Below are 23,097 nucleotides of genomic sequence, written 5' to 3' on the forward strand. Positions count from 1 at the left end.
GATATCAATGTTGATCGACTCAATTTCCGAGGACGTTCGATGTCTTGCCTAACAAAGACCACAGAACCGCCCCTTCGAGTGGCTGCCGCAGTATTAACCCTGGTCGTCGTTCGGGATGATGACTGCTTTCCGACTACTCATCTGTGCTTGAGCGTACAGTCTGTGGAGTTGCGACGAGCGCCGCGCTATTCCTCCACCGCGTATCGCAGTGCGGACAACGCGGGGTTGCGCAGCCCTGTGAGTGTGCTGCATGTCGGTGCCAGAAGGAAGGGCTTTCCCCGATAGACCTTGAGGGCCCTGCGAGCCTGGTCCGTTACGGCATCCACATCACGTTTGGTGATGTCTGCCCTGTTCACTCCGGCAAGGGTGGGGATGGTGGACGGCGTCCCGATACCCGGGTTGCCGGAGTCGAAATGGTCCCAGCTGATGGCATTCACGGGGTAGCTGGAGATGACATCGGGGAATGCGTGCGGACCGCAGGTATGCAGCAAGGTCGGCAGTCCGTTGTCGCTTATGGCCGCGATGATGCGCTTGTCATATGGCGTCGAGAATTCGGTGAACACGGCATCGCCGCTGATGACCGGATTCGCCGTGCCGGTCAGTGCGTAATACACTGCATCAGCACCGGCCTTCGCTATACGGGCTATGTAGTCCTCCAGCACCAGGGTTATCTCATTCAACGCATGATGGGTGCCTTCCGGGTTCTCGCTGATGAGATCTTTGAGGCTGACCTGTGTGGTGGAACCGGGTATCGTCTTGCCGACGCTGCGTGGCAGACCGGCCAGACCGAGCAGAATTGTCAGAGGGGAGAACACCGTCTGTGCGACCGGCAGTTCGGGCAGTGATGTTCTCACTCGCTGCAGGACTTCGATTTGGTCGAGTATGGCCTTGGCTCCGATGGCACGCTCGTGGTCGACCAGCCGCAGGTCGCCTACGGTGTTGATGACTCCTCGGGTCTGGTAAGGCTGGGAGCCGTGATAGTCGTCATAATCGAAGGCGCTCCCGAAAGCCTCAAGATAATAGGTGTTGCGTGGATTGATTTTCACCCAGTCCCAGTCGTATCCGAGTGTGAAGCGGACCGTTGCATCGGCAAGCAGTGCGGGGTTGGTTTCCACGTCGAAGAAGTGGCCCCAGGCGGCGACGGGAGGCCGATCCGGCACCTCGCCGTTGAGCACGGCTTCGAATCGCGGGCGGCTGTTCCAATCTGACATGGGATTCTCCTTCTGGCTTGTTACGCGCGGTCTTGCACTTACGTCGTGGCGCCCGAGCTGAACGCGTCTGTGGTGTCTGTGGCATCTGACACGACATGGTGTTTGTGTGATGTTTGACACGAAGATAACAGGGAACGAGACGGCTGTGGCGGGTGTAGGTATCGACATGGGTTTGAATCGGTTCAAACACCCCGGTTTTCCGGGTAATCGCTGAAATCGAGCGGATATAGGGGTCTGTTATAGCCGGTATGAATACGAGCTGTTCGTTTGCACCGTGTGCGCTATGACCGGATGCTGATCGGTCGTACAGAACAGTCGTGTGTAGCGTCTCATATTGAATGGCTGGATGTTGTTCAGGACGAACGGTTCAGATTCATCATCCATATGCGTATTGCCTCCACACGAGGGACCTGTGCGTGAGTCATCCTGATGACATCCGTGAGACGATATCCAAGGATGAGTGAAACTCGAATCGATTGATATGGAGCCATGATATGAGCAACAATGATTGTGTGTTTCTGCAACGGTCTGCGGACGAGGCCGCTCAGGGTCTACTGGGATGTGTGCTGTTCAGCGAAGTCGATGGATGCAAGGCGAGTGCGCGAATCGTTGAGACCGAAGCATACGATCAGAATGACCCAGCCAGTCACGCCTTCCATGGCATCAGTCAGCGCAACCGTGCCTTGTTCGGCCCCGCCGGCTGCGCATATGTCTATATATCGCATGGCATGTATCACTGTTGCAACATCACTGCGGGCGCTGCAGGATTCGGCGCCGGTGTGCTGTTGAGAGCGGTCGAACCGCTGGAAGGCATTGACGTGATGCGTTCACGACGTGACCGACATACGGTGGAACTGACGAACGGACCTGCCAAACTCTGTCAGGCTCTCGGCGTGGATATGCGCTTATACGGCCACGATCTGGCGCAGCCTCCGTTGATGCTGAGATACGCTCCGCTGCATGCCGGTGAACGCATCCTTCGCACACCCCGTATCGGTATCAGCAAGGCAAAGGAGCGTTTGCGCAGGTTCGTCATCGCCGACAACCCGTATCTTTCCAAAGCTTCTCTGGACATACGACGCCATGCACAGACGGTATCCACGGTTCCGTCCGAGGAGTGACGGCAACCGTCTGCCTGAGGTGACATCAGTCTGGTGTCTGGTCTTTGCCGGGTGTGACATTCCAGGCGAGGTCATGGAAATGCGTGCCGTCATCGGTACTCAGGATGGTGACGCTCGCCCATGCCTTGAAGCAGGTGCTGATTGTGCGCGGACTGGAAACAGGGCTTGGCGATGAGGGCGGATTCGCTCCGAATCGTCAATCCAATGCCGAATCCTTCGACCTGCTCGTTGAAGCCATCGAAAGGGCTGGATACGAGCCAGGAAAGCAAATCGCCATCTGCTTCGACGCGGCAGCTTCGGAATTCTTCGATGAGGAGAAAGGTGTCTATAACTTCGACGGTGCTCAGGCCAGTACGAAGGATATGACGAATTTCTATGAGAGTTTGTTGAGCAAGTATCCCATTGCTTCCATCGAGGACCCCTTAGACGAGAACGCCTGGGATGATTTCAAGTCGCTGACAGCCGCGATTGGTGACAAGGTGCAGATCATGGGCGACGATATTTTCGTTACCAACCCGAAGTTCATCACCCGCGCCATTGCGGAGCACACGGCCAATTCGACACTGATCAAGCTCAACCAGATAGGCACCGTGACGGAAACGATGGATGCCATCAGACTCGCCGACCGCAACGGCCTGACCACCATGGTGTCTCATCGTTCAGGCGAGACCCCTGATTCGACGATTTCGGACCTGGCCGTAGCCACGAACGCGATGCAGCTCAAGTCCGGTGCGCCTGCACGAGGGGAGCGGGTTGCCAAATACAACCAACTGCTGCGCATCGAAGAACAGCTCGGGGACAGCGTCGAATACGCAGGGATGAAGGCATTCCCTCAGTTTGCGGCCCGAGTGCGCTGAATGGGGGTATCAACAGCATGGCGATGCTATGGTGAGGCAGAATCTCCTTCGTATGCGTTCCGCCCCACCATGTGCCGTCGTACCGGAATATCGTTCTCGGGGCATGTCTGACGCCGCATACGTGCTTTTCGCGCTTGAAAGTGTGCAAAGAAGCACAAGAAGACGATAACTCAACGTGCCTTGCGTGCCTCGATGCACAGTTGCGTTAGAGGTGAGCCGTCTCAGCCTTTGGCGGCCACATATACATCCAGAAGCTCCCAGAAATGCTGGTTGATGTGCCCGCGAACCACGTCGAGATGCTGCTGGCGGGTATAGCTCGTGCCGAGTCTGCGGTAGGGAATCAGAGTGATCGAATCATGGTGGATGTGAAGCTCTATGATTCTCTGCGCTTTGCGCAGGCGACGAAGCATCCGCGGGATTCCTACCCCACGTAACGCAAGCACGCCCTCACGGTTCACATCGCGCAAGGTGCCCCAGGGAGGTTCCGCGGGCTTGCCTTCCGCAAGCACATGCAGATTGTGCGCGAAGCTTTCGTGCCAGGCGAGGATATGGGCGAGCATATCCTGCATATTCCACCGGTGATTCACCATGACCTCAATATCTAGACCGGGTACCTTGTACAGTCTGATGAAGGTTTCGAGCTGCTGTTGCTCCGCAACGAGCGCAAGGTCGATGTCAGCCATGGTATTCACCTCGTTATGGTGTCGTCAATCGGTAATCCAGAATGCCCTGCCCACTGCCTGCCTTCAGTGTAATTGCTCCAGACATAGAGGAGGCGCCCCGAAAATACAGCTGGGCCGCCGCGCACGATCAACCGTGCATGGCGGCCCAGCTGGAAGACGGTACTCCTTACCGTTCTCGATGAACGTGGTCAGGCCGAATCAGGCGATGCGCCACTGGCTTGCCCGATGTCGTGCCGCATAGAAGGAAGCATATTGACCCGGTTCGCCGATGAGCTCCTCATGCGTGCCGCGTTGGACCACACGGCCATTCGCATCCAGCACGATGATGAGATCGGCCGAGCGGATGGTATTGAGCTTATGCGCTATCACCAACAGGGAGGACGATTGCCTCAACCGGTCGACGCAATCCATGATGTGTCTCTCGTTTTCCGCATCCAGCGCACTGGTGGCCTCATCGAGCAAGACGATGGGTGCCTGCTTGAGCAGGGCTCTGGCGATGGATACGCGCTGGCGTTCGCCACCGGAGAGTGCATGACCGCCTTCACCGACCATACTGTTCCACCCGTCGGGCAGACGGTCCACGATTTCGGATACGCCGGCGAGCTCGCCCGCCTCGTGAATCTCGGCGTCGCTGGCATCAGGCCGTCCCACGCGGATATTCGCAGCCAAGGTGTCGTCGAAGAGATACACATCCTGAAAGACGATGGACAACTGTCTCATCAGCTGTTCGACCGGCTGGTCCTTGACGTCGACGCCACCCACCGAGATGTCGCCGGTGCTGACGTCATAGAAACGGGCGATGAGCTTCTCGATCGTGGACTTTCCGCTTCCCGAAGGACCGACCAGGGCGACAAGCTGACCCGGTCGCACATCGAAGCTGATGTTCTGCAGAACGGGATGCCCGGGAACATAGGAGAAGCCGACATCCCGCAAGGATACGGCACCGCTGTCGTTCAAGGTCGCCGGATTAGAGGGTTCCGTCAGCGTGGGAGCATCGAAGATGTCATCAAGATGGTCCAGCATGACGCGGTTGTCCTCAACGCCGAGCAGTTTGCCGCCGAGCTCCTCAAGCGTCTGCATGAATCTCAGCGATAATCCGATGAACGCTATCGCGGCAATCGGATTCAGCGAGCCGCCGATGGCGAAACGTGCGGACAACACCACCATCAGCACCACAATCAACTGACCGATGGTTCCGTGGATCATATTCGCCAGCGTGCCCCACCACAGTGAGGTTTTCTGCGCTTTGGTGCTTTGCGCGCTCGCCTCATCAAGCTCGGTGAAGGATGTGCTTCGTCCGCAAGCCCTCAACGCACCCTGGCAGTGTGCGAATTCGACGATGCGATCACTGATTTCCTGTTCCACGGGATCGGTGATGTGCTTGCCCCGGGTGATGCAATACTGCGAGACACGCAATGCAAGAAGCATCACCGGAACGCTAAGCGTCAGCATCAGTCCCAGTCTCCAATCCCAGACCAATACGCCGATGATGACCACGCCCACACAGCAGGCGTTCTGGATGAGCTTTCCCAGCAGATGCGCGACGCTCTGGCCCAAGGTCATGACGTCCTGTGAAGCGAATCTCGACAGGTTACCCGCAGAGGACTCGTGGAACCAGCCGATCGGCAGCTGCGCCAGTTTGTCGCCGACACGACGCAACAGGTTGCGGATGATGTCGAGAGCGGACTCATACGAGGCGATGGCCCCTGAATATTCGATGACTGCGCTCGCGATGCCAAGTATGGCGAGTACGATCATCCAGCCCCAGAATCCGAGTCCGAATGAGCTTGTTTCGCCGGAGAGCGTGGTCGATGCCGGAAGCAGCACCAACAGTGACAGTCCCGTCACGATGCCTGAGGCCGCGCTCAGAGCGATGTCCGAGGTGAAACTCGATTGTCCGTGTTCGGATATCAGCACACGGTACCGTGATATCAGCGAGTTGCCGCCGTGTCGTGATGATGTTCTGCTCATCGCTTCGCTCCTTGTTCTGTCGCGGCCGTGTTCACCGCGATGATGTCGCCGTCGTCGATCTGCGCGTTGCTCCATAAAGCCGCATAATGCGCTTCGTCTTTCAGTTCCTCATGCGTCCCGCATGCGATGATGCGTCCGCGTTCCAGCACCACGATCTGATCGGCGCCGACGATTGACGTGGGTTTGTGGGCGATGACGATGACCGTGCGGTCCCGCACCAGATTGTTCAGCGCCTCTTGGATCTCCGCTTCGGATTCGGGGTCGACGGAGGCCGTGGCCTCATCGAGAATCAGAATAGGGGCATCGACGATCAACGCCCTGGCTATGGCGATGCGGTGCTCCTGACCTCCCGAAAGCGCTACATCCTGATTGACGATCGTGTCGTATCCCTTCGGCAACGCCATGATTTCATCGTCGATGGTTGCTGCTTTCGCAGCCTTGCGAATATCCTCCAGGCTTGCATCAGGCCGGGAGAGTGCGATGTTGTCGCGTACCGACATGCGCAGCAATTGCGCGTCCTGCAGCACGAAGGACACGGTGGAGTACAAGCGCTCGTATGAGAGCTCCCTGAGGTCCACGCCTCCTATGCTGACGAATCCCTGCTGAGGGTCCGCGAATCGCGCGACCAATGTGGCCAGCGTGGATTTTCCTGAACCTGACGGGCCGATCAGCGCCGTCGTCGTGCCTTCGGGAATATCGAGAATGACATCATCCAAGGCCACTATGCTGCCGTAGGTATAGCGGACATGGTCTATGTGGATGTCATAACCCGATGGTGTTTTCGGGGCTGTGCTCTGTGCCATGATCGGAGTGTCCAACACGGTATTGATGCGCAGTGCCGCTGCCCCTGCGACCTGATACGACCAGGACATATTCCCGGCCACCTCGATGGCCGCAGGAAGCACCAGAGCGATGAGCGAACAGGCCAGCACCTGGGCCGGAGTGACCCACTGCTGCTGCACCATGAGGAATCCGCCGGCAAGGTTGATCAGCAGCATCACGGGTGCTGCGATGAATGCCATCGACACGGCGGAACCCTTCAGCAGGGGAGCGCACCAACCGACATAGAAGTCGGAGAAGTCGTCGGATGCGCGTGCGAAATTCCTATGTGCCCTGCCAACCTGCCCGAAGGCCTTCACCACGCTGATGCCGCTGACGAACTCAACCATCGTGGAGGATACTTTGGAGAGTTTGGTATCCATCTCCGCAGTCTTCTCGCCCATGCCGCGCATCATGATCATTTGCAGCAGCAGATACACCGGTATCGTGGCGACGGACAGCAGCCCCAGACGCCAGTCGATCACCATTGCGTAGATGAACAATGCCGCCGGCATGACCAGCGCCGAAGTCGATTCGACGGGGGCGTGGGCGACGAGGCCGTGCACGGTATGGGTATCGTCCTGAATGGCTTTTCTGATTTGCCCGCTGGTGGTCGAAGTGAAATGCGACAAAGGCGCCCGTCCCAGTGCGGCGACGAGTTTCGAGCGTATTTCCAGACCCATGCGTGCGTCCGCGAAGTGGGTGATGCTCAAGGCGATGAAATACAGCACCAATCGACCCGTGAATGTGCCGAGCAGGATGCCGAGCCACATCATCGAGCTGCTCTCATCGATGGCCGTGCCGGCAGTCCAGGCGCCGAGGAAAATATCGCCGAGATTCACCAGCGCGATATAGGGTGCAATGGCCAGAATGGCGGATATTCCCGAGAGAACGCGTCCAAGAAGAAGCCATCCTTTGATGGATTCGGTTATCTGCGAAAGGGCGAGTTTCGATGCCCTGCTCTTCTCTTTGTCGCTGGACGGTTCGACGCCGTCATTCGTCTTCGACGTGTCTTGTATTGCGGATGCCGGTGGTGTCCGCTGCTGCTCACCACCTGGCATCGTGGCTTCGCTGGTGTGTGATGTTGTCACTGTATGACCTTCAATCTTGTTCATTCGGTGTTGTCGTTAGCTGAGAGTTTGCATGCTCGGAGTCATTGGTCGCAGTGCGACCGAGCAACGGTTTCGGTGCTCAGCTGCGGTTCGCCGTCACCTCCGGCAATTCCGTCTTCCCTCAGGGAATGCAGGCGCACGATGCGGTCGGCGCAGCTCTCCAGTAATTCGATGTCGTGGGTAATGACGATCACCACAGCGCCCTGCGATGCCAGGGCTCGCAGCCGTTCGGATATGGCCGTCAGATGGCGGTAGTCAACGCCGGAAGTCGGTTCGTCGAAGACATAGACCCTTTTGTCACACACGATTGCCGAGGCGATGACGAGGCGTTGCTTCTGCCCGCCGGAAAGTGACAGTGGGTGTCTGGATGCGTACGCATCCAGGTCGAGTTCCTTGAGCACCCGGGTGGTATCGCTGCAGGTTCGGTCGGCGTCCTTCAATCCCAGCGTTACTTCCGCATTGACGGAATCGGCGAAGAGCTGTCGATGAACGTCCTGCATGACGATGTAGCTGATAGACGTCCGCTGTTTCGGAGAAACCGCCTTTCCGTCGAAAGTGATCGAGGAGTGTTTGTCTTCTTTCAGGAGTCCGCAGATAAGACGAGCAAGTGTGCTTTTCCCCGCGCCGTTGGCGCCCACGAGTGCCGAGATGCTGCCTTTCGGAAACTCAGCATGGTCGATATCGAGGATGGGTTTGCTGTCGTACGAGAAGTGAACATGTTCCAGCCTCAATCCCGTGCTCTCGCGTGCCGTTGTGGATATGGACGAGCCTGCACCCTGCTGCGTGGTGCGGGCTTTCAACGAGGGTCTGAGCAGCGTGCGAAGCCCCGCTTTGCGCCTTTCGTCGTCACTTTGCGAGAAGAAGGATTGGCCGCTCATGCGCTTCACTATGCGACCTCCGTCGAGCAGAACAGCCTGGTCTATCAGTCCTCGCAGGAAGTACAGTCGATGTTCGGCGATGACGATGGTCCGTCCCTGATGTTTGAGACGGGTGAGCATCGCGGTGAAGTCCTCTATCGCTTCGACGGAAAGGTTGGATGTCGGTTCATCGAAGAGGAGCAGTGGCGTGTGCGCACTGATGGCCTGGGCGCAAGCGACTTTCTGAAGTTCCCCGCCAGACATCTGCTTGAGCTGCCGTTCCATCAGATACCCGATGCCGCATTCCTCGGCAGTGCTCTTCACTGATGCGTTCATTGCCTCCTGCGGCACACCGTGGTTCTCCATCCGGAAGGCGAGCTCGCTGCGGACCGCGCTCGTGAAGAACTGTGTCTTCGGGTTCTGAAAGACGGTTGCGCTTACTTCTCCACAGGCACCGATGTCTGCCGAGCCGATATCGAGATCGGACACGCGTACGGCACCGGTGATGGTCCCATGATGGAAATGCGGTACCAGACCGTTGAGCAGCTGAAGTGCACTGGTCTTTCCCGAACCGCTCGCCCCGCACAGCAGGGTCACGGTGCCGGGTGTGATGTCCAGCGTGATGTCGTTCAGGGTCGGAGCGTCGCTCCTGGGCGACGAAGAGCCCTCGTGCAAGGCGTGAGCTGATTCTGGTGATGCAGCCTCCCGCGTAGCAGAGGAGTAATACACGGAGCGCTGAGCGGGATCGGCGCCATACCAGAAACTCACATGGTCGATTGCGGCGACCGGTGTCGGTGCTGAGGATGACGTCATAGAGCAAGGCCCTTCCCGAAGAGGCTGAAAGCGGTCAGGGCGACGATGCACGCGAGTATCAAGGCGTCGCCGAAGTGGAATCTCAGTCGTTCGATGGATGTCGGATGCCGGTGAGTACCCAGTCCGCGGAGCATCGCGGATGCGCTCAGGTCATCGGCGATGCGCGAGGATGCCGCGAGCAGCGGCACGATGATGAATTCTGCACTCCGGATGGGATGCATCAGAGCGCCGATGGGACCCGGGTAGATTCCGCGCAACACCATCGCTTCGCTGATTGCATGCAACTCCTGTGCCACGGTCGGAATGAACCTCATGACCACGACCAGCGGCACCACCACGACCTTGGGAAAACGCAAGGCGACCAGAGCTGCGGAAATCTGGGCCGGACCGGTGGTGGAGATGAAATACGCGGCATAGCCGCATGAGACCCCGAAACGGGCAAGCCAGTAACCGGTGACCGCGAACACCGCACCGATGGGGCCGCCTACAATCCCGGGCAATACCAGGAAAGCTGCGGAACAGACGCCCACGAATACCGTGAATTTCATCGCGCCCCGCCAATTCGCCACACTCAGATAGAGCATCGCGACTATTCCTGCCGCCGTCAGGGTGATGACGAAGGGGCCGCTTCCAAGTACCAGGAAGTTAATCAGGACCAGAACCACGATTTTGGTGCGTGGGTCCACTGCCGTCACATCCCTATGTGCCGAGTCGTGAAGTCTCGCTGCCGCAGGTGCGGACGCGACTGTTTCGCAGCTCAAGATACCAGACCGGCTTTGGCGAAATGACGGTCGATGAGTTTGGTCCCGATCCATGCTCCGAAGAGTCCCACGAAGCACAATATGACGATGAAAACGGCCACGACCGCGGGAGTGAATATCTGGGACATCTGGCTTGCATATTGCGCACCCATGCTGCCACGCATGTCTTCGTAATACGCCTTGGTGTTCATGAACAGCGGGACGAACGGTCCGATGAGCCAGAGCTGAAACACGCCGTACGCAACGATGTTGTGTCCCCTCGAGTGGTAGCCGCCCGCTTTCACGATGAGGTCCGCCACCAATCCGAGAGCCGCGCAGATGGGGATGCAACCCCAGAAGTGTCCGGTGGCCAGCATCAGCACGCCGACGATCAGAACCAGCACGGTCATGGCTCCCATAACCGGCGTTTTGGCCAGGAAGAGCATGATGACCGTGCCTCCGACGATGGCGCTCAGTGCGAATCCGACGAACATGCCGATTGGGCTGACGATGCCCGCCATTCCACCGAGGAAGGTGACAACATAATAGATGGTGGTGTACACGCCGATGTTCACCAGGTCTCTGGTGCCGAGTTTCGGGCGTGAAACAGTGGATTGCCGTGAGGTCATAAGAGTGCTTTCTATATGTGACTAAATGTGCGATTTGAGCTGTCGGACAACTATTACTGTGCCGTGAGATGTGGCTTCTGACGTCGCCGCAGCTTCCTATTGGATGCTAAATTCCCTGAAAGAGAAAAACAAGACTGTGAAACCAAGAAAAATTTTGATAATGTACAAAGTTCGCATCACTGTATATGGGTGATGTGGCGTTGTCATGTGCTGAATATCTGCTATGAATGAGTCTTTCTACAAATAGATAACGATAATAGTTATCATATACACGAAGACGTGACACATGCAAGGTGATATGGATTATCGGAAACACCGTGATGCTCCGAGGAGAAGGCGACACCCGAGGGGCTTGACTGGCGCGTGGTTAAGTGTGCCGTATTCATGCCAATGGAGCCTGACTCCGAATTTCGGAATCCGCTATGAATTGGCCTTGGCCCGGCAGTCGCTGCAGAGCCCGTGCAGGACCAGATCGCCCGAGTCGACACGAAAGCCCTGGTTCATTGCCGCAGTGACGTCGTCACTGTTGACCGGAGGTATGTCCAGGTCGAAGATGCGGCCGCAATTTCGACACACCATATGGGCATGTGGACGCTGCTGTCCGGTGTCGTAGAGCATCACGCCGTCTATCATCGCCATTTTGCGCACGATTCCCAGATCGGCGAACAGTTCGAGGGTTGCGTACACGGTCGGCAAAGAAATCCCCGGCATCAGCGTTTCCAATTGATGCTGGACATGTACGGCACTGAGATGTTGCGCGGAGGAGGAAACGATTCGGTAGATGAGCTGACGCTGCGGCGTGTTGCGCAGGCCGTGCTCATGCAACAGCTCGTCCAAGTCCAAGGCTTTGGACTGAGGTGTTGCGGTATTCATATCTCCGAGTGTACTAGCTGCGTAAAGTATTTCAAGGGATTCGTACTTTAAATTTGCATCTAATTTGAAACCAATTAAAATAAGCAAATGACAAGGTATGAAAGAGGCTGAAATATGGAGATTGAAAGCGATTCAAGCGTGGCGTTGCCTGGCAATACGACGACATCAATGCATGAAGGTTCGGAACACGATGCCTTCGTGCTCAGATATGTGCAGCCGGGGCTGGTCGGGCTCATTGATGGAACGGTCAGCACTCTCGCACCCGTTTTCGCGGCTGCCATCTTTTCCGGCCCTCATGCGGCCTTCATTGTCGGTATGGCCACGGCACTGGGCGCGGGGGTCAGCATGGGCTGGTCGGAAGCGCTTTCGGACAACGGCAAGAAAACAGGCCGGGGGTCCGCCATCGTTCGTGGTGCGATTACCGGTGCGGCCACGACCATCGGCGGTACCTTCCATACGCTGCCGTTCCTTATCCCGAGTCTGCACTGGTCGTTAATCGCCGCGTTCATCGTGGTGGCGATTGAGCTGGTCGCAATAGCCTGGGTCCGCTATCGATTCCTGCACGTCCCCATGAAGAATTCGCTGATGGTGGTCACCTTGGGCGGCGCCATCGTTCTGGCCATTGGCGTCGTTCTGGGTGCCAGCTGACATCGTGCTCCCTTGGTGTGAACTCCGATAGTGAAGGACGGTCTTACGCTGAGCGCATTTGAGAGCTTGACCTCAAGTGGACTTTAAGACCTACACTCGTGCTTGACAGACCAACCGCTGACTTATGGTGGCGGTTGCATGGTGTGCAGATGAACCATGAAGCCAGTGATGGAGGGACGATGATGACAGGTATATTGCAAGAGCATTTCACTTTGGCGAACGGCGTGGAGATTCCGAAAATCGGTTTTGGAACCTGGATGATCGAAGACGACGACAAGGCTGCGCAAGCCGTCCGGGAAGCCATTGAGGTGGGGTATCGCCATATCGACACCGCAGAGGCATACGGCAACGAGGCAGGTGTCGGGGAAGGCGTACGCTCGTCCGGCCTCGACCGCAAGGAGGTGTTTGTAACCACAAAACTTCGTGCCGAATACAAGGATTACGAAGGTGCCAAGCAGGCCATCGATGATTCCTTGAGGACGCTGAATCTCGGGTATATCGACCTGATGATTATTCATTCGCCCAAGCCTTGGGCCAAGTTCGGCGAGGATGAGCACTACTTCGCAGGAAACCTTGAAGCCTGGAAGGCCTTGGAAGAGGCTCATAAGGCGGGAAAGATCCGTGCGATAGGCGTCTCGAATTTCGAGCAGGTCGACTTGCGGAACATCATCGACAACTCGGAAACTCTTCCCGCCGTCGACCAGGTGCTTGCCCACATCGGGAACACCCCGTTCGAACTGATGGATTACGCAAGACAGCACAATATCCTTGTCGAGGCATACTCACCCTTCGGACATGGGGATATGCTGCACAATGGTGAAGTGCAGCGAATTGCGGAACGCAACCAGGTGTCCGTGACGCAGCTGGCGGTCAGATATCTGCTGCAACTGGGTCTGTTGCCATTGCCAAAGGCCTCAAGCACCGAACACATGCGGCAGAATGCCGATGTGGATTTTGTCATCGGCGATGAGGACATGATGCAGCTGCGCAATATCACCAAGCAGCAGTACTCGGATGCCAACAGGCAATTCCCCGTCTATCAGTCATGAGTCGTGGTATCGAGCGCCGTCGGTCGTGCCCGACGCTTCGCGCCCGGCGCGCAGGATGACGACTCATTCGCCGGGTTTGGTGATACTCGGCGAATGAGATGCTGCCCAATCCTCCGCTGAAAGAGATCGTAAGGTTGAAGCACTGGTTGTGTTGTCCCGACAGGGAGGTGGCGTCGGCATTGTCGCTTCGGCGGCGGCTCAGTCCCAGATTTCCTTCGCCATGGTCAATACTGACCAGGCCTTCGGCCAGCCGACATAAAATGCGACGTGCGTTACGGCTTCCGTGATTTCCTGACGCGTGATGCCATTGTTCCTGGCGGTTTGCAGGTGAAAGCGCAGAGAACTGTCGAGCATCCCACTGGACATCAGGCTGATTACGGTTACGAGACTTCTGTCCCGGGCACTGAGCTGTTCCTGCCTGGACCAGACCTCGCCGAAGAGGATGTCGTCATTGAGATGAGCGAATTCGGGTGCGAAGGTGCCCAGCCGGTCATGACCCTCAGTTACCTTGTTGTCCATTGCATGGGCGTTCGTCGTTGGGCTGGCCGTGAAGTGTTCGGCTGCCGTGGCGTTTGCCGCTTCGTATTCTTCATCGCTCACGGACCGGCCCCAGGTTACCGCGTTGCCCTCAGCATCCTTCAGTGTGACCGCGACATGCTCCATGGAGTGGTTCGCGCAGGCGCCATGCCAATGATTCACATCTTTGCCGGTAGTGACGATGTCACCGGGCTGTAGCAGTCTTGCGGCTTCGCCTTGTTCCTGATAGAGGCCTAGCCCTCGGGTCACCACCAGAATCTGTGCAACAGGGTGTGTATGCCAATGGTTGCGACAGGCTGCATCGAAGTGCACCGTACCCACCGAGAGTCCAGGTGCCGATTCTTGCGGAGTCAGTGTTCCTGTTCCATCAAAAAACCGTGGGTCAAGCGTTGTCGTGTGTGAATCTTCATGGTGTTCTGTCATCGTCGCAATCCTTCACATGGTCTATCGAACGGGTTCTGCTCGTATACTAAATCTTCGAGTGAGCTTTAAGTCAAATGGGTGGAGGACTCGATGGAATATGCGATCGGGCAGGCTGCAAAGGCCGCGGATATGACGGCATCGACGCTGAGATACTACGAACAGGAGGGTCTCATCGTGGCGAAACGGCATGAGAACGGCAGACGCTACTTTGACCAGGAGGATGTCAACTGGCTGAAATTCATCCACCACATGCGTAGCACCGATATGCCTATCGCGGATTTGGCCAGATACGTCAAGTTCCGCAGGCAGAAAGTGGAAGGCTCCCAACAGGAACTGCTGCTGATCATGAAGAAGCATGAGCGGCATCTGATAGAGAAGATGGCTCATTACCAGAGCAATCTTGATCTGGTCCGCTACAAGATTTCAATGTACGAGCATGAGCTCAAGGACAGAGACGCGGATCTCTTCGAACTCTTCAAAGAGCGCAGGTGCGCTACTGTCGCTGAAGGCACCGATGCCGGCGTTGCCGGTGGGGTAGTCGCTGGTGAAGGCGGGGAGCCTTCGATTCGGGGGGCAGAACTCTGAAACGATAACCTCGGACGGTCGGATGCTGCGCGAACACGTTCGGCGTAGACGAGTCTTATGCGGCGCTGCGATTGACCGATTGGGGCGACGCGTTCGTTCTTCGCGGCACGTGTTACAGAGAAACGCAGCAGAGCGGATTGTAAAGTGCTTGACAAATAGTGAAGCGGCCCTTACTGTCGAATTTGTAAAGTACTTGACTATTAATCGGCATGAAAGGACAATCATGGCTGACGACGTAAGACCACAGGTATTGAATCAGCTCCGTGAACTGAGCATGATGATGATACGGAATCGAACCAGGGTCGCCCGTATCGACGGACTCGGTATATACGGAGAAGGGCACGGTCGCCCTGCGATGCGTTCGGTAAGACGCGGGGGGCGTTCCTCTGAGAGCGGGGAACGAGCGCAAGGCGATTCTGCATCGGTGCGGGCTTCGATGATAGGAGCAGGTGATTCCGCCATGAGAGGTCAGGGCAGGGTCCTGCTGACCCTCACACTGAGTTCCACGGTGAGCCAGCGGGATTTGGCGACCATTCTGGGTCTGAGCAGACAGGCGCTCGGGCAGCTGCTCTCCAAGCTTGAAGCGAAAGGATACGTATCCAGGCAGCCGTCGCAGGAGGATAAACGTGTGACGATGGTGCAGATCACCGATAAGGGCAAGCAGGCGGCAAGCCAGCTGCACGACAGCATGCAGCACGATGCTGACATCTTTGACTGCCTGAGCGATGAGGAGCTTGCACAGTTCAGTGGATACCTCAACAGGATTATCGACAACATCGAACGAAAGCATCCTAAGGATGACTTTATTGAGCGGCGCAAAATGATGAGGGAAGCCATGAGGGAATTCCGCCGCGCCAATCGACAGGAAGAAGTCCAATGAGCGCAAGACCATCGATTTCAATGTTTTCCTCGAGTGAAGCCGTTGCTATCGAACAGCACAGCACGACGCCATCGGTCAGTCGTAACGCACCCGGTACGGCAAGGATAGAAGGTCGTCTCACGTCGCCGATAGCCCGAGTGCCAGAATCCACGGCCTCGGCAGGAGGCATCACGGTCAAGGGGCACACGATACGCACCTTCGCATACACCACGGATGCTGCCGTGATACGCAATACCAATGCGGACGCGATTCTGGCGGTCTACCCATTCACCGGTGAACCGGTGATCACCAAGGCCTTGCTGACGGTGGCACAGCAGCCCCTGTTCGTAGGTGTCGGGGGAGGAACCACCACGGGGACACGCGTGGTCGAATTGGCCATGGTGGCCGAGATGCAAGGAGCCGCAGGTGTCGTCATCAACGCCCCTGCGCCCGCAGAGACCATAGAGGCCGCAATGAATTCCGTCGATATCCCCGTTGTGGCGACCGTCACGGCGGATGACGAAATCACCGAGGAGAAGATTCTGGCAGGGGCGGCAATCATCAATGTCGCTGCCGGGGCCAGAACGGCGGAAGTGGTCGCCAGCATCAGAACGCATCATCCGGAAGTGCCGATCCTGGCTTCGGGAGGTTCCTCCGATGAAAGCATCGCGGCCACTGTGGCAGCCGGTGCTGACGCATTGAGCTGGACACCGCCAAGCGCCCAGCAATTGCAGTCTCAGATGATGGCCCGGTACCGCGGTGACGAGCCAAAGGCTTAGTCAGGACTTGGCTTGTTGAGGTGTGCGTGACACGGGCAACATGCCAATTTGCATTGTTGGAAAAGTGACGGTAATATCTACTTCTTGTGTGCAGCGCATGCTACACACGACATTCCTGCGTAGCTCAGTTGGCAGAGCATCCGACTGTTAATCGGACGGTCACTGGTTCAAGCCCAGTCGCAGGAGCCACATGAAAGCCCTACAGCCACAACGGTTGCGGGGCTTTTCTCATGTCACGAAAACAATGAAAAAAGACGCACATGAACCATATATGAACCATAAATTGCAGGGCAAAAAGAAAAACCCCGCCTGAGCGGGGCGGGGAACGTGAATGCGAATCTCAATCATTGAGGTGGGCGACGGCGTAGTTGGTTTGTTTGCTTGGTGGTGTTTCTGCCGTATTGGGTATTGTATCCACGATTTTGGGTGTTTCATCGCTGAGGGTTTCCGTATTCGGTTTCGTGCTGGTTATGGTTGTTCCGAATGGAGGGAGACATTGATGGAGATTGATTACAGCCAGGATTCTACTGCAGATGCCCCGCGGGTTGTGGTTTATGCGCGGCAGCGTGATGCCGGCATCAATGCATTGCTGCAGAGGATCTCCCTTTTGGATACTCGTGACATGATTCAGGCCCGTTCGCCCGATGGCGCGGTTATTCTCAAGGTTGCTGATATCGCGTTGTTCCGTTCCAGCGACAAGCAGGTGTTCGCCAGATTCGGCGGACACGATCTGGTCGTCAGGGAGACGTTGAAGATGTTGGATCGGAACCTGCCCGAACACTTGTTTCAGAGAGTATCCAATAGCGCCATAGTCAACTTGCGGTTTCTCCGACGGTTCGATCTGCATGCCAATGGTGTCGTCAGTGCGACGCTACGCGACGAGACAAGCGTCAAAGTCACCGGAACATACATGAACGCCCTCAGAGAAAGGTTGATATCATCATGAGAATCTCATTTAATAGAATAGTCGCCAGCATCTGCACTGGAGCGGTGATAGGCCAGTTTATAGGGTTTTGGATCTCCGTGGTGTTCTCTGCACTCAACGGTGCGGCACAATGGATACCTTCCACCCCGGGTTTTGTCGCAAGGTTCGGACAGTTCCCCGCGGTGGTGTTGTCCGCATGTATCTGGAGCGCCATCGGCGTCATGTTCAGTCTGACGGCCGAACTGGTTTACAACCATGAGACATGGGGCATCTGGCAAAAGATGGGTGTGTACTACGTGGTGACCCTGCTGCTCTTCACACCACTGGCGAGCGTGGCGGGCTGGTTCCCACTGAACCCGCTCAACTTTCTAGGATTCGCTATCATATTTACCGTCTTGTTCGCCATCATCGGTGCGATTAACATGCTCATGGCCCGCAGAAAAGTCGACGATCTCAACCAGCATCTCAACCGCAATCGTTAGCCGTCGGTCTCCACAAATGACTCGCTTTTAACTGAGATTGTCGTCAGTTCGCATTCGATGCGAGATGAGGGGGTCTTGGTATTGCTGGGTGTCGTTGTTGCCGTGGGTCTTCTGTGATTGCAGTCAATGGTTTCCGGCAAAGATGCCGTCATCATCGCGTATGGACGAACCTGTTGACGACCTCTAGCCCATCGGCTAGTATGGAATAGCACCCAGTGCTGGTCCTTTGTCACTTGATTCTGCCCCATCAGACATAATGTAAATCTCATTTGCGTATGGTTGAGGACAACACCGAAGCTGAGTTTGTGAGTTCTGAGGAAATCTGTCCAGGTGAAAGGGAAATACGAATGTTCCGTATATCCGGGGAAATGTTTCCGGTCGGATTATTCTCTGGAGAACCGTTTTTAGCTCCATGAGATAGTGCAGCAGCGCGCTATAGGCGCGCTGCACGTGTTCTTGTCGCGTGGATTCTTGGTACAGCTGAATGCTTGATTGCAGATATCAGTTCCGTTATGAAATGGTACCAAGAGACGATAGCCGGCATGCACTACGGGGAAGCTTGTGGATCATCATTGCCGAATCATCAGAACCGCTAGAACACGACCGTTTTCTATACAATTCCAATGCGCGATGATTCCGGATGTTTTCGCGTTCAGACGTATACGGAAACCCGTGAATTGATCAACGTGCAGTATCTTCAATCTTGTGGTGACCAGGCAACCAAGACATCTGTCTGGACGCAATATTGTGATACCACACCATATCCGAGCATCCTGGTTCTGCATAGTGCCGGTGCATCCAGTCAAGGTACAAGTCCGGAAGGCTCGTGGAAGGAGAGGAACGACGCACAAGCTCGCGAAGCAGGATTTGAGAGAGCTGACCGAATGGGTGGAGTCAGCTGGACCTGTCGATTCCGGTATCACGTTCGGCGCAGACGAGGCTGACAGGGCGGCGGAGGAAACGCTGCGGATGATGGACGTCCCTCGTTCGGGCACCTCGGCCGACCGGAGACGGCAGCAACCCGCGATGTTAAGTGCGTTTGCTGCGCGAGTTGAACTGCGAGTTTGATGAGTATGCTCGAGATGAGCGGGCCAAGGCGAGCGAGGTCGTCCGGCGCGCGGTCAGCGAGTGCATCCACCGATGCAAGTCCGATCCTCGCCAACATCTAGGTGTATATGTCCATCGGCTGTTCCAGGGCAGTACCCCGGAACATGGCGAAAGTTGTAAAAGTCTGACGGAGAACATGGACATCACCGGCCCTGTGGTGCGGGTCTGGGATGTGTTCCGCGTGACGGCATCGTTCGAAGGTGATCTGGTCCGGGATCGCACCGACCTGAGACTGCAAGTGAACAGCCTCAAGGGACGCAAGGATGGTCATCCCTTGAAGCTGAATATGAGGCAGCTCGCACGAATCCGCGAGATATATGAGAGCCGTGTGCTCGTGGAATGTAGGAAATCGTGTACGCAGGTTCAGCGAGGTGCCTCCTTTGCCTGTAGGGGATTGCATACCTGTATTCGATCTCGGCAGAAAATGAATATCGTTTAGTATGTAGTAATACATATTTCCTGTTTGAGGGGCGGGTGGCACGATGACGAGCGGAGGGTTCGATTCAGGTGTTGTCGTTGAGCGGCTAATCACTGATGTCCGAGAAACTCTTGAAAAGGTGTTCCTCGATATTGAAAACTCATGGAGAACGGTCACTGAGGGTATCAGCAGCATGCCATTCGATGCTGCTGATATTGTAAAACAGGCGCGAAAAATGGCTGGAACAGGGAAAATGTTTCGTCCCAAGCTTTGTATCTGGTCGTATATTGCAAGTCGAGGATCGGTTTCTGATTCTTGCTATCGAGAACTGGTGCAGGTGACAAGTGCTTTGGAGCTATTTCACACCTCCGCCCTGATCCATGACGATGTTATGGATAGAGCGGACACCAGACGCGGTTTCCCCAGCATAAACGCATGGGCCAGGGATTCGATGGCTAACATTCCAGGGCAGTCAGAGGCAGCAAACCTTTTTGGTGACAATGTAGCCATTTTGGCTGGAGATATTACCTTGGCCTCATCCTTGTCGTTAGCTTTTACCTCTTCTGATGCGATACGACGAATATGGACGGACCTGTTGAATGCCGTCTATGCCGGACAGACGTTGGATATTTTAGGCTCGACAGGAATCGATACCGATGAAAAACGTATTGAGATTGTGGGAGCGTTGAAAACCGGCTCCTACTCTGTCTGGTATCCACTTCGTTTTGGTGCTGTTATCGGTCAGGCGAATGAAATGCAAGTATCGTTGTTGCGGCGATATGCCTTGCATGTATCGCGGGCATTCTCGTTGCGTGATGATTATCTCGGCGTTTGGGGGGATCCAGACGTGATGGGAAAACCAGCTGGGCTTGATTTGGCCGAAGGAAAATCTACTTCGATACTCCGGTTGGCGAAAAACAAGCTCAGTTCACAGGATTTCGAACGCATAGCTAAAATGAAATCCCAAGGCACTGTGTCAGAGTCCGAAATTCGATATGTCACAGACCGACTTCAGCAAGCTCAAATCGATCAGGATATCCAGACCCTAATCAACCATGAATATGAGGAGTCCCTCGCGATGCTACAGCCGGCTAGAGGAGTATTGACCCCGGTGGGTGTGGAAGGCTTAGCTGAGATCGCGAAACAGATTGCATACCGCGTAAAGTGAAACGCCACCTGCACGCATTCGACTTTTCGGGATGTGGAGGTATATGGAAGGTTGCTTGATCTCGCTGCCGTCGAATATGCTCCGAAGATTCGCGTCGTAGTCCGAGGAGATCACGAAATTGTGTGTGGACAGACTCTCGTAGGTGCCCGTCACTCCCCAGTAGAACACCAGACAGGAACATGAATACTTCATGGAGTCAATGCGTTCGGGCGTATACCGTCCGCGTACCTTTGCCTCGTTGACGAGTTCCTTCATCGCGTAGGGGAAATCGGCGTTGCACACCACGTCGTCCGCTTCGATCAGCTCACCGTCGACCTGGATGCCAAGCACACGCGAACCCCTTCCTGCGCTTTTCGCAGTTCGTGTCATGTAGCCCCATCGGGCTTGTATCTGCGTGGTACGGCGATTCGCCTGTCATGTCCGTGCAGTGGTGGCCGGAGCTGCTCGAAGTGGTGTCTGAGAGCTGCCTTCACAGTAAGTCGTGAGCGGAGACAGGAAGCTCGTTTCACTGGTTGATGCCTGTCCGGACAGTGTCACTGCTGTGTCAATAATTGTTTTCGACAGGTGCTCGGGATAAGCTTCGTAACGGGATGGGTTGGGATAACCGGTGCAACTAGGACTTTCATCTATGGTGAGTTATGACATGTGAACTAGGACATGTGAGTTAGGACTGGATGAATAGGAGCGACATACCGCGAACATGCAGCAGTCCGATAGATGAGGGATTCGACGTGCGAGGTGCAGTGTCCGCGCGCTTTACAGGCGTCGTCGCTGCCGTTGAAGTTTCAGCACGTCAGGAACAGAAAGTGTCGAGACGTTGTCGAGAATTCGCAGGCTTCGTCGTAAACGAGGCGTGTACGGTGATGGAAACATTCCCTGCACGACCAGAGAAGAAGGATAACTTGACCAAGCGCGTCGTCGTTGTCGGTGCAGGTATCGGTGGCTTGTCCGCCGCCATTCGATTGCAACATGCCGGATATGCCGTCGAAATCTATGAACGGCTGAATATGCCGGGCGGGAAAATGCATCAGATCCGCGAGAAGGGTTTCACCTTCGACGTGGGTCCCACCATCGTGATGATGCCTTCGGTGTATCAGGACATCTTCCGACTGGCAGGCAAGGACCCGGACGACTATATTCCCATGACCAGAGTCGACCCGATGTATCAGGTCTTCTTCCAGGGCGATCCGATGAGGGAGTACACGGTGGATAACGACCTGGTGCATCTCATGAAGATGGTCGAAGGCAAAGGTCCCAGGAACGCCAAAGGTTTCCTCGACTATCTCTCCTCCATGTACACCAGATACCAGGTCGCCTTCCAGCACTTCATCACACGGCCCTTCCGTAAGCCGAGCGACATCTACAACCCCTTTATGCTCCGTCAGGCGTTGAAGCTCAAGACCTTTGACAGTGCCGACCATATGATGGCGAAGTTCATGCCTGACGAGGATCTGCAGCATATGCTGAGTTTCCAAACGCTGTACATCGGCGTCTCACCGAAGAACGGCCCTTCGCTGTACAACATCATTCCGATGATCGAACTGTTGTACGGGGTGTGGTACGTCAAAGGCGGCATGCACACGGTGGCCGAGCAGATGGCACGGCTGTTCACCGAACTGGGGGGCGTCATCCATTACGGTGCCGACGTTCAACGCATCGTCACCAAGGATTCGCGTGTGCTTGGCATCCAGGTCGACGGGGAGATGATCGAAGCGGACGACGTGGTGTGCAACGCCGATTTCCCCTACGCGATGAAGGAACTCGTCAACGAGGCAAAGGTACGCGGACGGTATACGCCCGAACGCATTGACTCCATGAAGTATTCATGTTCCTGTCTGGTGTTCTACTGGGGAGTGACGGGCACCTACGAGAGTCTGTCCACACACAATTTCGTGATCTCCTCGGACTACGACGCGAATCTTCGGAGCATATTCGACGGCAGCGAGATCAAGCAACCTTCCATATACCTCCACATCCCATCTCAGACCGAGCCCGACATGGCTCCTGAAGGACAGTCCGCCTTCTATGCGCTGCTGCCCATATCGGAGCTCGGAACGGCACAGTACGAATGGAACGAGCAGACAGTGAAGCTGTATCGCGACAAGGTTCTGGATGCGTTGAGCGCACTTCCCGGACTCGAGCACCTGCGCGAGAACATCATCATGGAGCGTATGTTCACGCCTGAGGATTTCGAGCGAGAGTTCCACGCCTATCGCGGCGCCACTTTCGGCTTGCAGCCGACCTTGCGACAAAGCAACCATTGGAGACCGCAGGCCAAGGCCAAGCATTGCCAAGGCTTATATTTCACCGGCAGCAGCACCCATCCCGGTGCCGGAGTGCCGATCGTGATGCAGAGCGGGAAGATCTGTGCGGAGGAACTGATGCGTGACGAGGAAGGAACACTGTGACATTCGCCGAAGGAGGTCCAGCG

Annotated in this window: 21 protein-coding genes, 1 tRNA gene and 1 pseudogene; 12 read left to right on the forward strand and 11 right to left on the reverse strand. The window is 56.0% G+C overall.

Going from position 1 to position 23,097, the window contains the following annotated elements:
* Window positions 1-185 precede the first annotated feature (185 nt).
* Entirely contained in the window at window positions 186-1,211 is a 1,026-nt protein-coding gene (locus DB51_RS05095) for a uroporphyrinogen decarboxylase family protein (protein WP_034252300.1), read from the reverse strand.
* Between the two features lie 494 nt (window positions 1,212-1,705).
* Here DB51_RS05095 and DB51_RS05100 point away from each other — a divergent pair, with 494 nt between their 5' ends.
* Together DB51_RS05100 and eno are read left to right on the forward strand one after the other, a co-directional pair.
* On the forward strand, window positions 1,706-2,332 hold the full coding sequence (locus tag DB51_RS05100; RefSeq protein ID WP_051867297.1) for a DNA-3-methyladenine glycosylase: 627 nt from the start codon (window positions 1,706-1,708) through the stop codon (window positions 2,330-2,332).
* Window positions 2,333-2,415: 83 nt separating this feature from the next.
* Window positions 2,416-3,189, forward strand: coding sequence for a phosphopyruvate hydratase (gene eno, locus DB51_RS05105; protein WP_238548310.1), 774 nt, complete (start codon window positions 2,416-2,418; stop codon window positions 3,187-3,189).
* A 221-nt stretch (window positions 3,190-3,410) separates the two neighbouring features.
* Here eno and DB51_RS05110 read toward each other — a convergent pair whose 3' ends face one another.
* From DB51_RS05110 to DB51_RS05140, 7 genes are all read right to left on the reverse strand, one after another.
* Window positions 3,411-3,872, reverse strand: coding sequence for a hypothetical protein (locus DB51_RS05110; RefSeq protein ID WP_051867299.1), 462 nt, complete (start codon window positions 3,870-3,872; stop codon window positions 3,411-3,413).
* Window positions 3,873-4,070: 198 nt separating this feature from the next.
* Window positions 4,071-5,843, reverse strand: coding sequence for an ABC transporter ATP-binding protein (locus DB51_RS05115; RefSeq protein ID WP_034252304.1), 1,773 nt, complete (start codon window positions 5,841-5,843; stop codon window positions 4,071-4,073).
* The gene (locus DB51_RS05120) at window positions 5,840-7,753 is read right to left on the reverse strand and encodes an ABC transporter ATP-binding protein (protein ID WP_238548311.1); all 1,914 of its coding nucleotides are present in this window, start codon (window positions 7,751-7,753) and stop codon (window positions 5,840-5,842) included. The genes DB51_RS05115 and DB51_RS05120 overlap by 4 nt, the downstream gene beginning before the upstream one ends.
* A gap of 62 nt (window positions 7,754-7,815) precedes the next feature.
* Window positions 7,816-9,444, reverse strand: a complete 1,629-nt coding sequence (locus tag DB51_RS05125) for an ABC transporter ATP-binding protein (protein ID WP_051867300.1) — start codon at window positions 9,442-9,444, stop codon at window positions 7,816-7,818.
* A complete protein-coding gene (locus DB51_RS05130; protein WP_162174623.1) occupies window positions 9,441-10,205 on the reverse strand; it encodes an energy-coupling factor transporter transmembrane component T in 765 nt (254 codons plus the stop codon). The genes DB51_RS05125 and DB51_RS05130 overlap by 4 nt, the downstream gene beginning before the upstream one ends.
* Entirely contained in the window at window positions 10,202-10,813 is a 612-nt protein-coding gene (locus DB51_RS05135) for an MptD family putative ECF transporter S component (protein ID WP_034252306.1), read from the reverse strand. Before DB51_RS05135 ends, DB51_RS05130 begins: the two co-directional genes overlap by 4 nt.
* Before the next feature lie 420 nt (window positions 10,814-11,233).
* Entirely contained in the window at window positions 11,234-11,686 is a 453-nt protein-coding gene (locus DB51_RS05140; RefSeq protein WP_051867302.1) for a Fur family transcriptional regulator, read from the reverse strand.
* 114 nt (window positions 11,687-11,800) lie between these two features.
* On the opposite strand from DB51_RS05140, the gene DB51_RS05145 reads away from it, so the two are divergent.
* Together DB51_RS05145 and DB51_RS05150 are read left to right on the forward strand one after the other, a co-directional pair.
* Window positions 11,801-12,334, forward strand: a complete 534-nt coding sequence (locus DB51_RS05145) for a VIT1/CCC1 transporter family protein (protein WP_202961993.1) — start codon at window positions 11,801-11,803, stop codon at window positions 12,332-12,334.
* Window positions 12,335-12,513: 179 nt separating this feature from the next.
* Window positions 12,514-13,383, forward strand: coding sequence for an aldo/keto reductase (locus DB51_RS05150; protein ID WP_202961994.1), 870 nt, complete (start codon window positions 12,514-12,516; stop codon window positions 13,381-13,383).
* Window positions 13,384-13,581: 198 nt separating this feature from the next.
* Here the strand turns inward: DB51_RS05150 and DB51_RS10430 are convergent, their stop codons facing one another.
* Window positions 13,582-14,343 carry a cupin domain-containing carboxymuconolactone decarboxylase family protein gene (locus tag DB51_RS10430; RefSeq protein WP_238548312.1) on the reverse strand — a complete coding sequence of 254 codons (762 nt, stop codon included), beginning with the start codon at window positions 14,341-14,343 and terminating at the stop codon, window positions 13,582-13,584.
* A gap of 90 nt (window positions 14,344-14,433) precedes the next feature.
* Here DB51_RS10430 and DB51_RS09790 point away from each other — a divergent pair, with 90 nt between their 5' ends.
* The 6 genes from DB51_RS09790 to DB51_RS05185 all read left to right on the forward strand — a co-directional run bounded on the left by DB51_RS09790 (window position 14,434) and on the right by DB51_RS05185 (window position 17,973).
* Complete coding sequence (locus DB51_RS09790) at window positions 14,434-14,928, forward strand: MerR family transcriptional regulator (protein WP_051867303.1); 495 nt, start codon at window positions 14,434-14,436, stop codon at window positions 14,926-14,928.
* A gap of 223 nt (window positions 14,929-15,151) precedes the next feature.
* Window positions 15,152-15,808 carry a MarR family winged helix-turn-helix transcriptional regulator gene (locus DB51_RS09795; RefSeq protein WP_051867304.1) on the forward strand — a complete coding sequence of 219 codons (657 nt, stop codon included), beginning with the start codon at window positions 15,152-15,154 and terminating at the stop codon, window positions 15,806-15,808.
* 20 nt (window positions 15,809-15,828) lie between these two features.
* Window positions 15,829-16,566, forward strand: a complete 738-nt coding sequence (locus DB51_RS05170; RefSeq protein ID WP_238548313.1) for a dioxygenase — start codon at window positions 15,829-15,831, stop codon at window positions 16,564-16,566.
* 113 nt (window positions 16,567-16,679) lie between these two features.
* Window positions 16,680-16,755: transfer RNA gene (locus tag DB51_RS05175), tRNA-Asn, on the forward strand.
* Between the two features lie 142 nt (window positions 16,756-16,897).
* Entirely contained in the window at window positions 16,898-17,512 is a 615-nt protein-coding gene (locus tag DB51_RS05180; RefSeq protein ID WP_084674573.1) for a LytTR family DNA-binding domain-containing protein, read from the forward strand.
* A complete protein-coding gene (locus DB51_RS05185) occupies window positions 17,509-17,973 on the forward strand; it encodes a DUF3021 domain-containing protein (protein WP_051867306.1) in 465 nt (154 codons plus the stop codon). Before DB51_RS05180 ends, DB51_RS05185 begins: the two co-directional genes overlap by 4 nt.
* Here DB51_RS05185 and DB51_RS10610 read toward each other — a convergent pair.
* Window positions 17,970-18,329: pseudogene (locus tag DB51_RS10610) on the reverse strand (DUF7000 family protein); the annotation flags it as partial. The gene DB51_RS05185 and the pseudogene DB51_RS10610 sit on opposite strands and share 4 nt — an antisense overlap.
* 1,233 nt (window positions 18,330-19,562) lie before the next feature.
* On the opposite strand from DB51_RS10610, the gene DB51_RS09800 reads away from it, so the two are divergent.
* A complete protein-coding gene (locus tag DB51_RS09800; protein WP_051867307.1) occupies window positions 19,563-20,666 on the forward strand; it encodes a polyprenyl synthetase family protein in 1,104 nt (367 codons plus the stop codon).
* Here DB51_RS09800 and DB51_RS05205 read toward each other — a convergent pair.
* A complete protein-coding gene (locus tag DB51_RS05205) occupies window positions 20,625-21,035 on the reverse strand; it encodes a phytoene desaturase family protein (RefSeq protein WP_034252318.1) in 411 nt (136 codons plus the stop codon). The genes DB51_RS09800 and DB51_RS05205 overlap by 42 nt on opposite strands.
* A gap of 533 nt (window positions 21,036-21,568) precedes the next feature.
* Here DB51_RS05205 and DB51_RS05210 point away from each other — a divergent pair.
* Window positions 21,569-23,074 carry a phytoene desaturase family protein gene (locus DB51_RS05210; protein WP_034253872.1) on the forward strand — a complete coding sequence of 502 codons (1,506 nt, stop codon included), beginning with the start codon at window positions 21,569-21,571 and terminating at the stop codon, window positions 23,072-23,074.
* The last annotated feature ends 23 nt before the right edge of the window (window positions 23,075-23,097 follow it).

The organism is Bifidobacterium crudilactis (assembly GCF_000738005.1).
In the GTDB taxonomy this organism is placed as follows: Bacteria; Actinomycetota; Actinomycetes; order Actinomycetales; family Bifidobacteriaceae; genus Bombiscardovia; species Bombiscardovia crudilactis.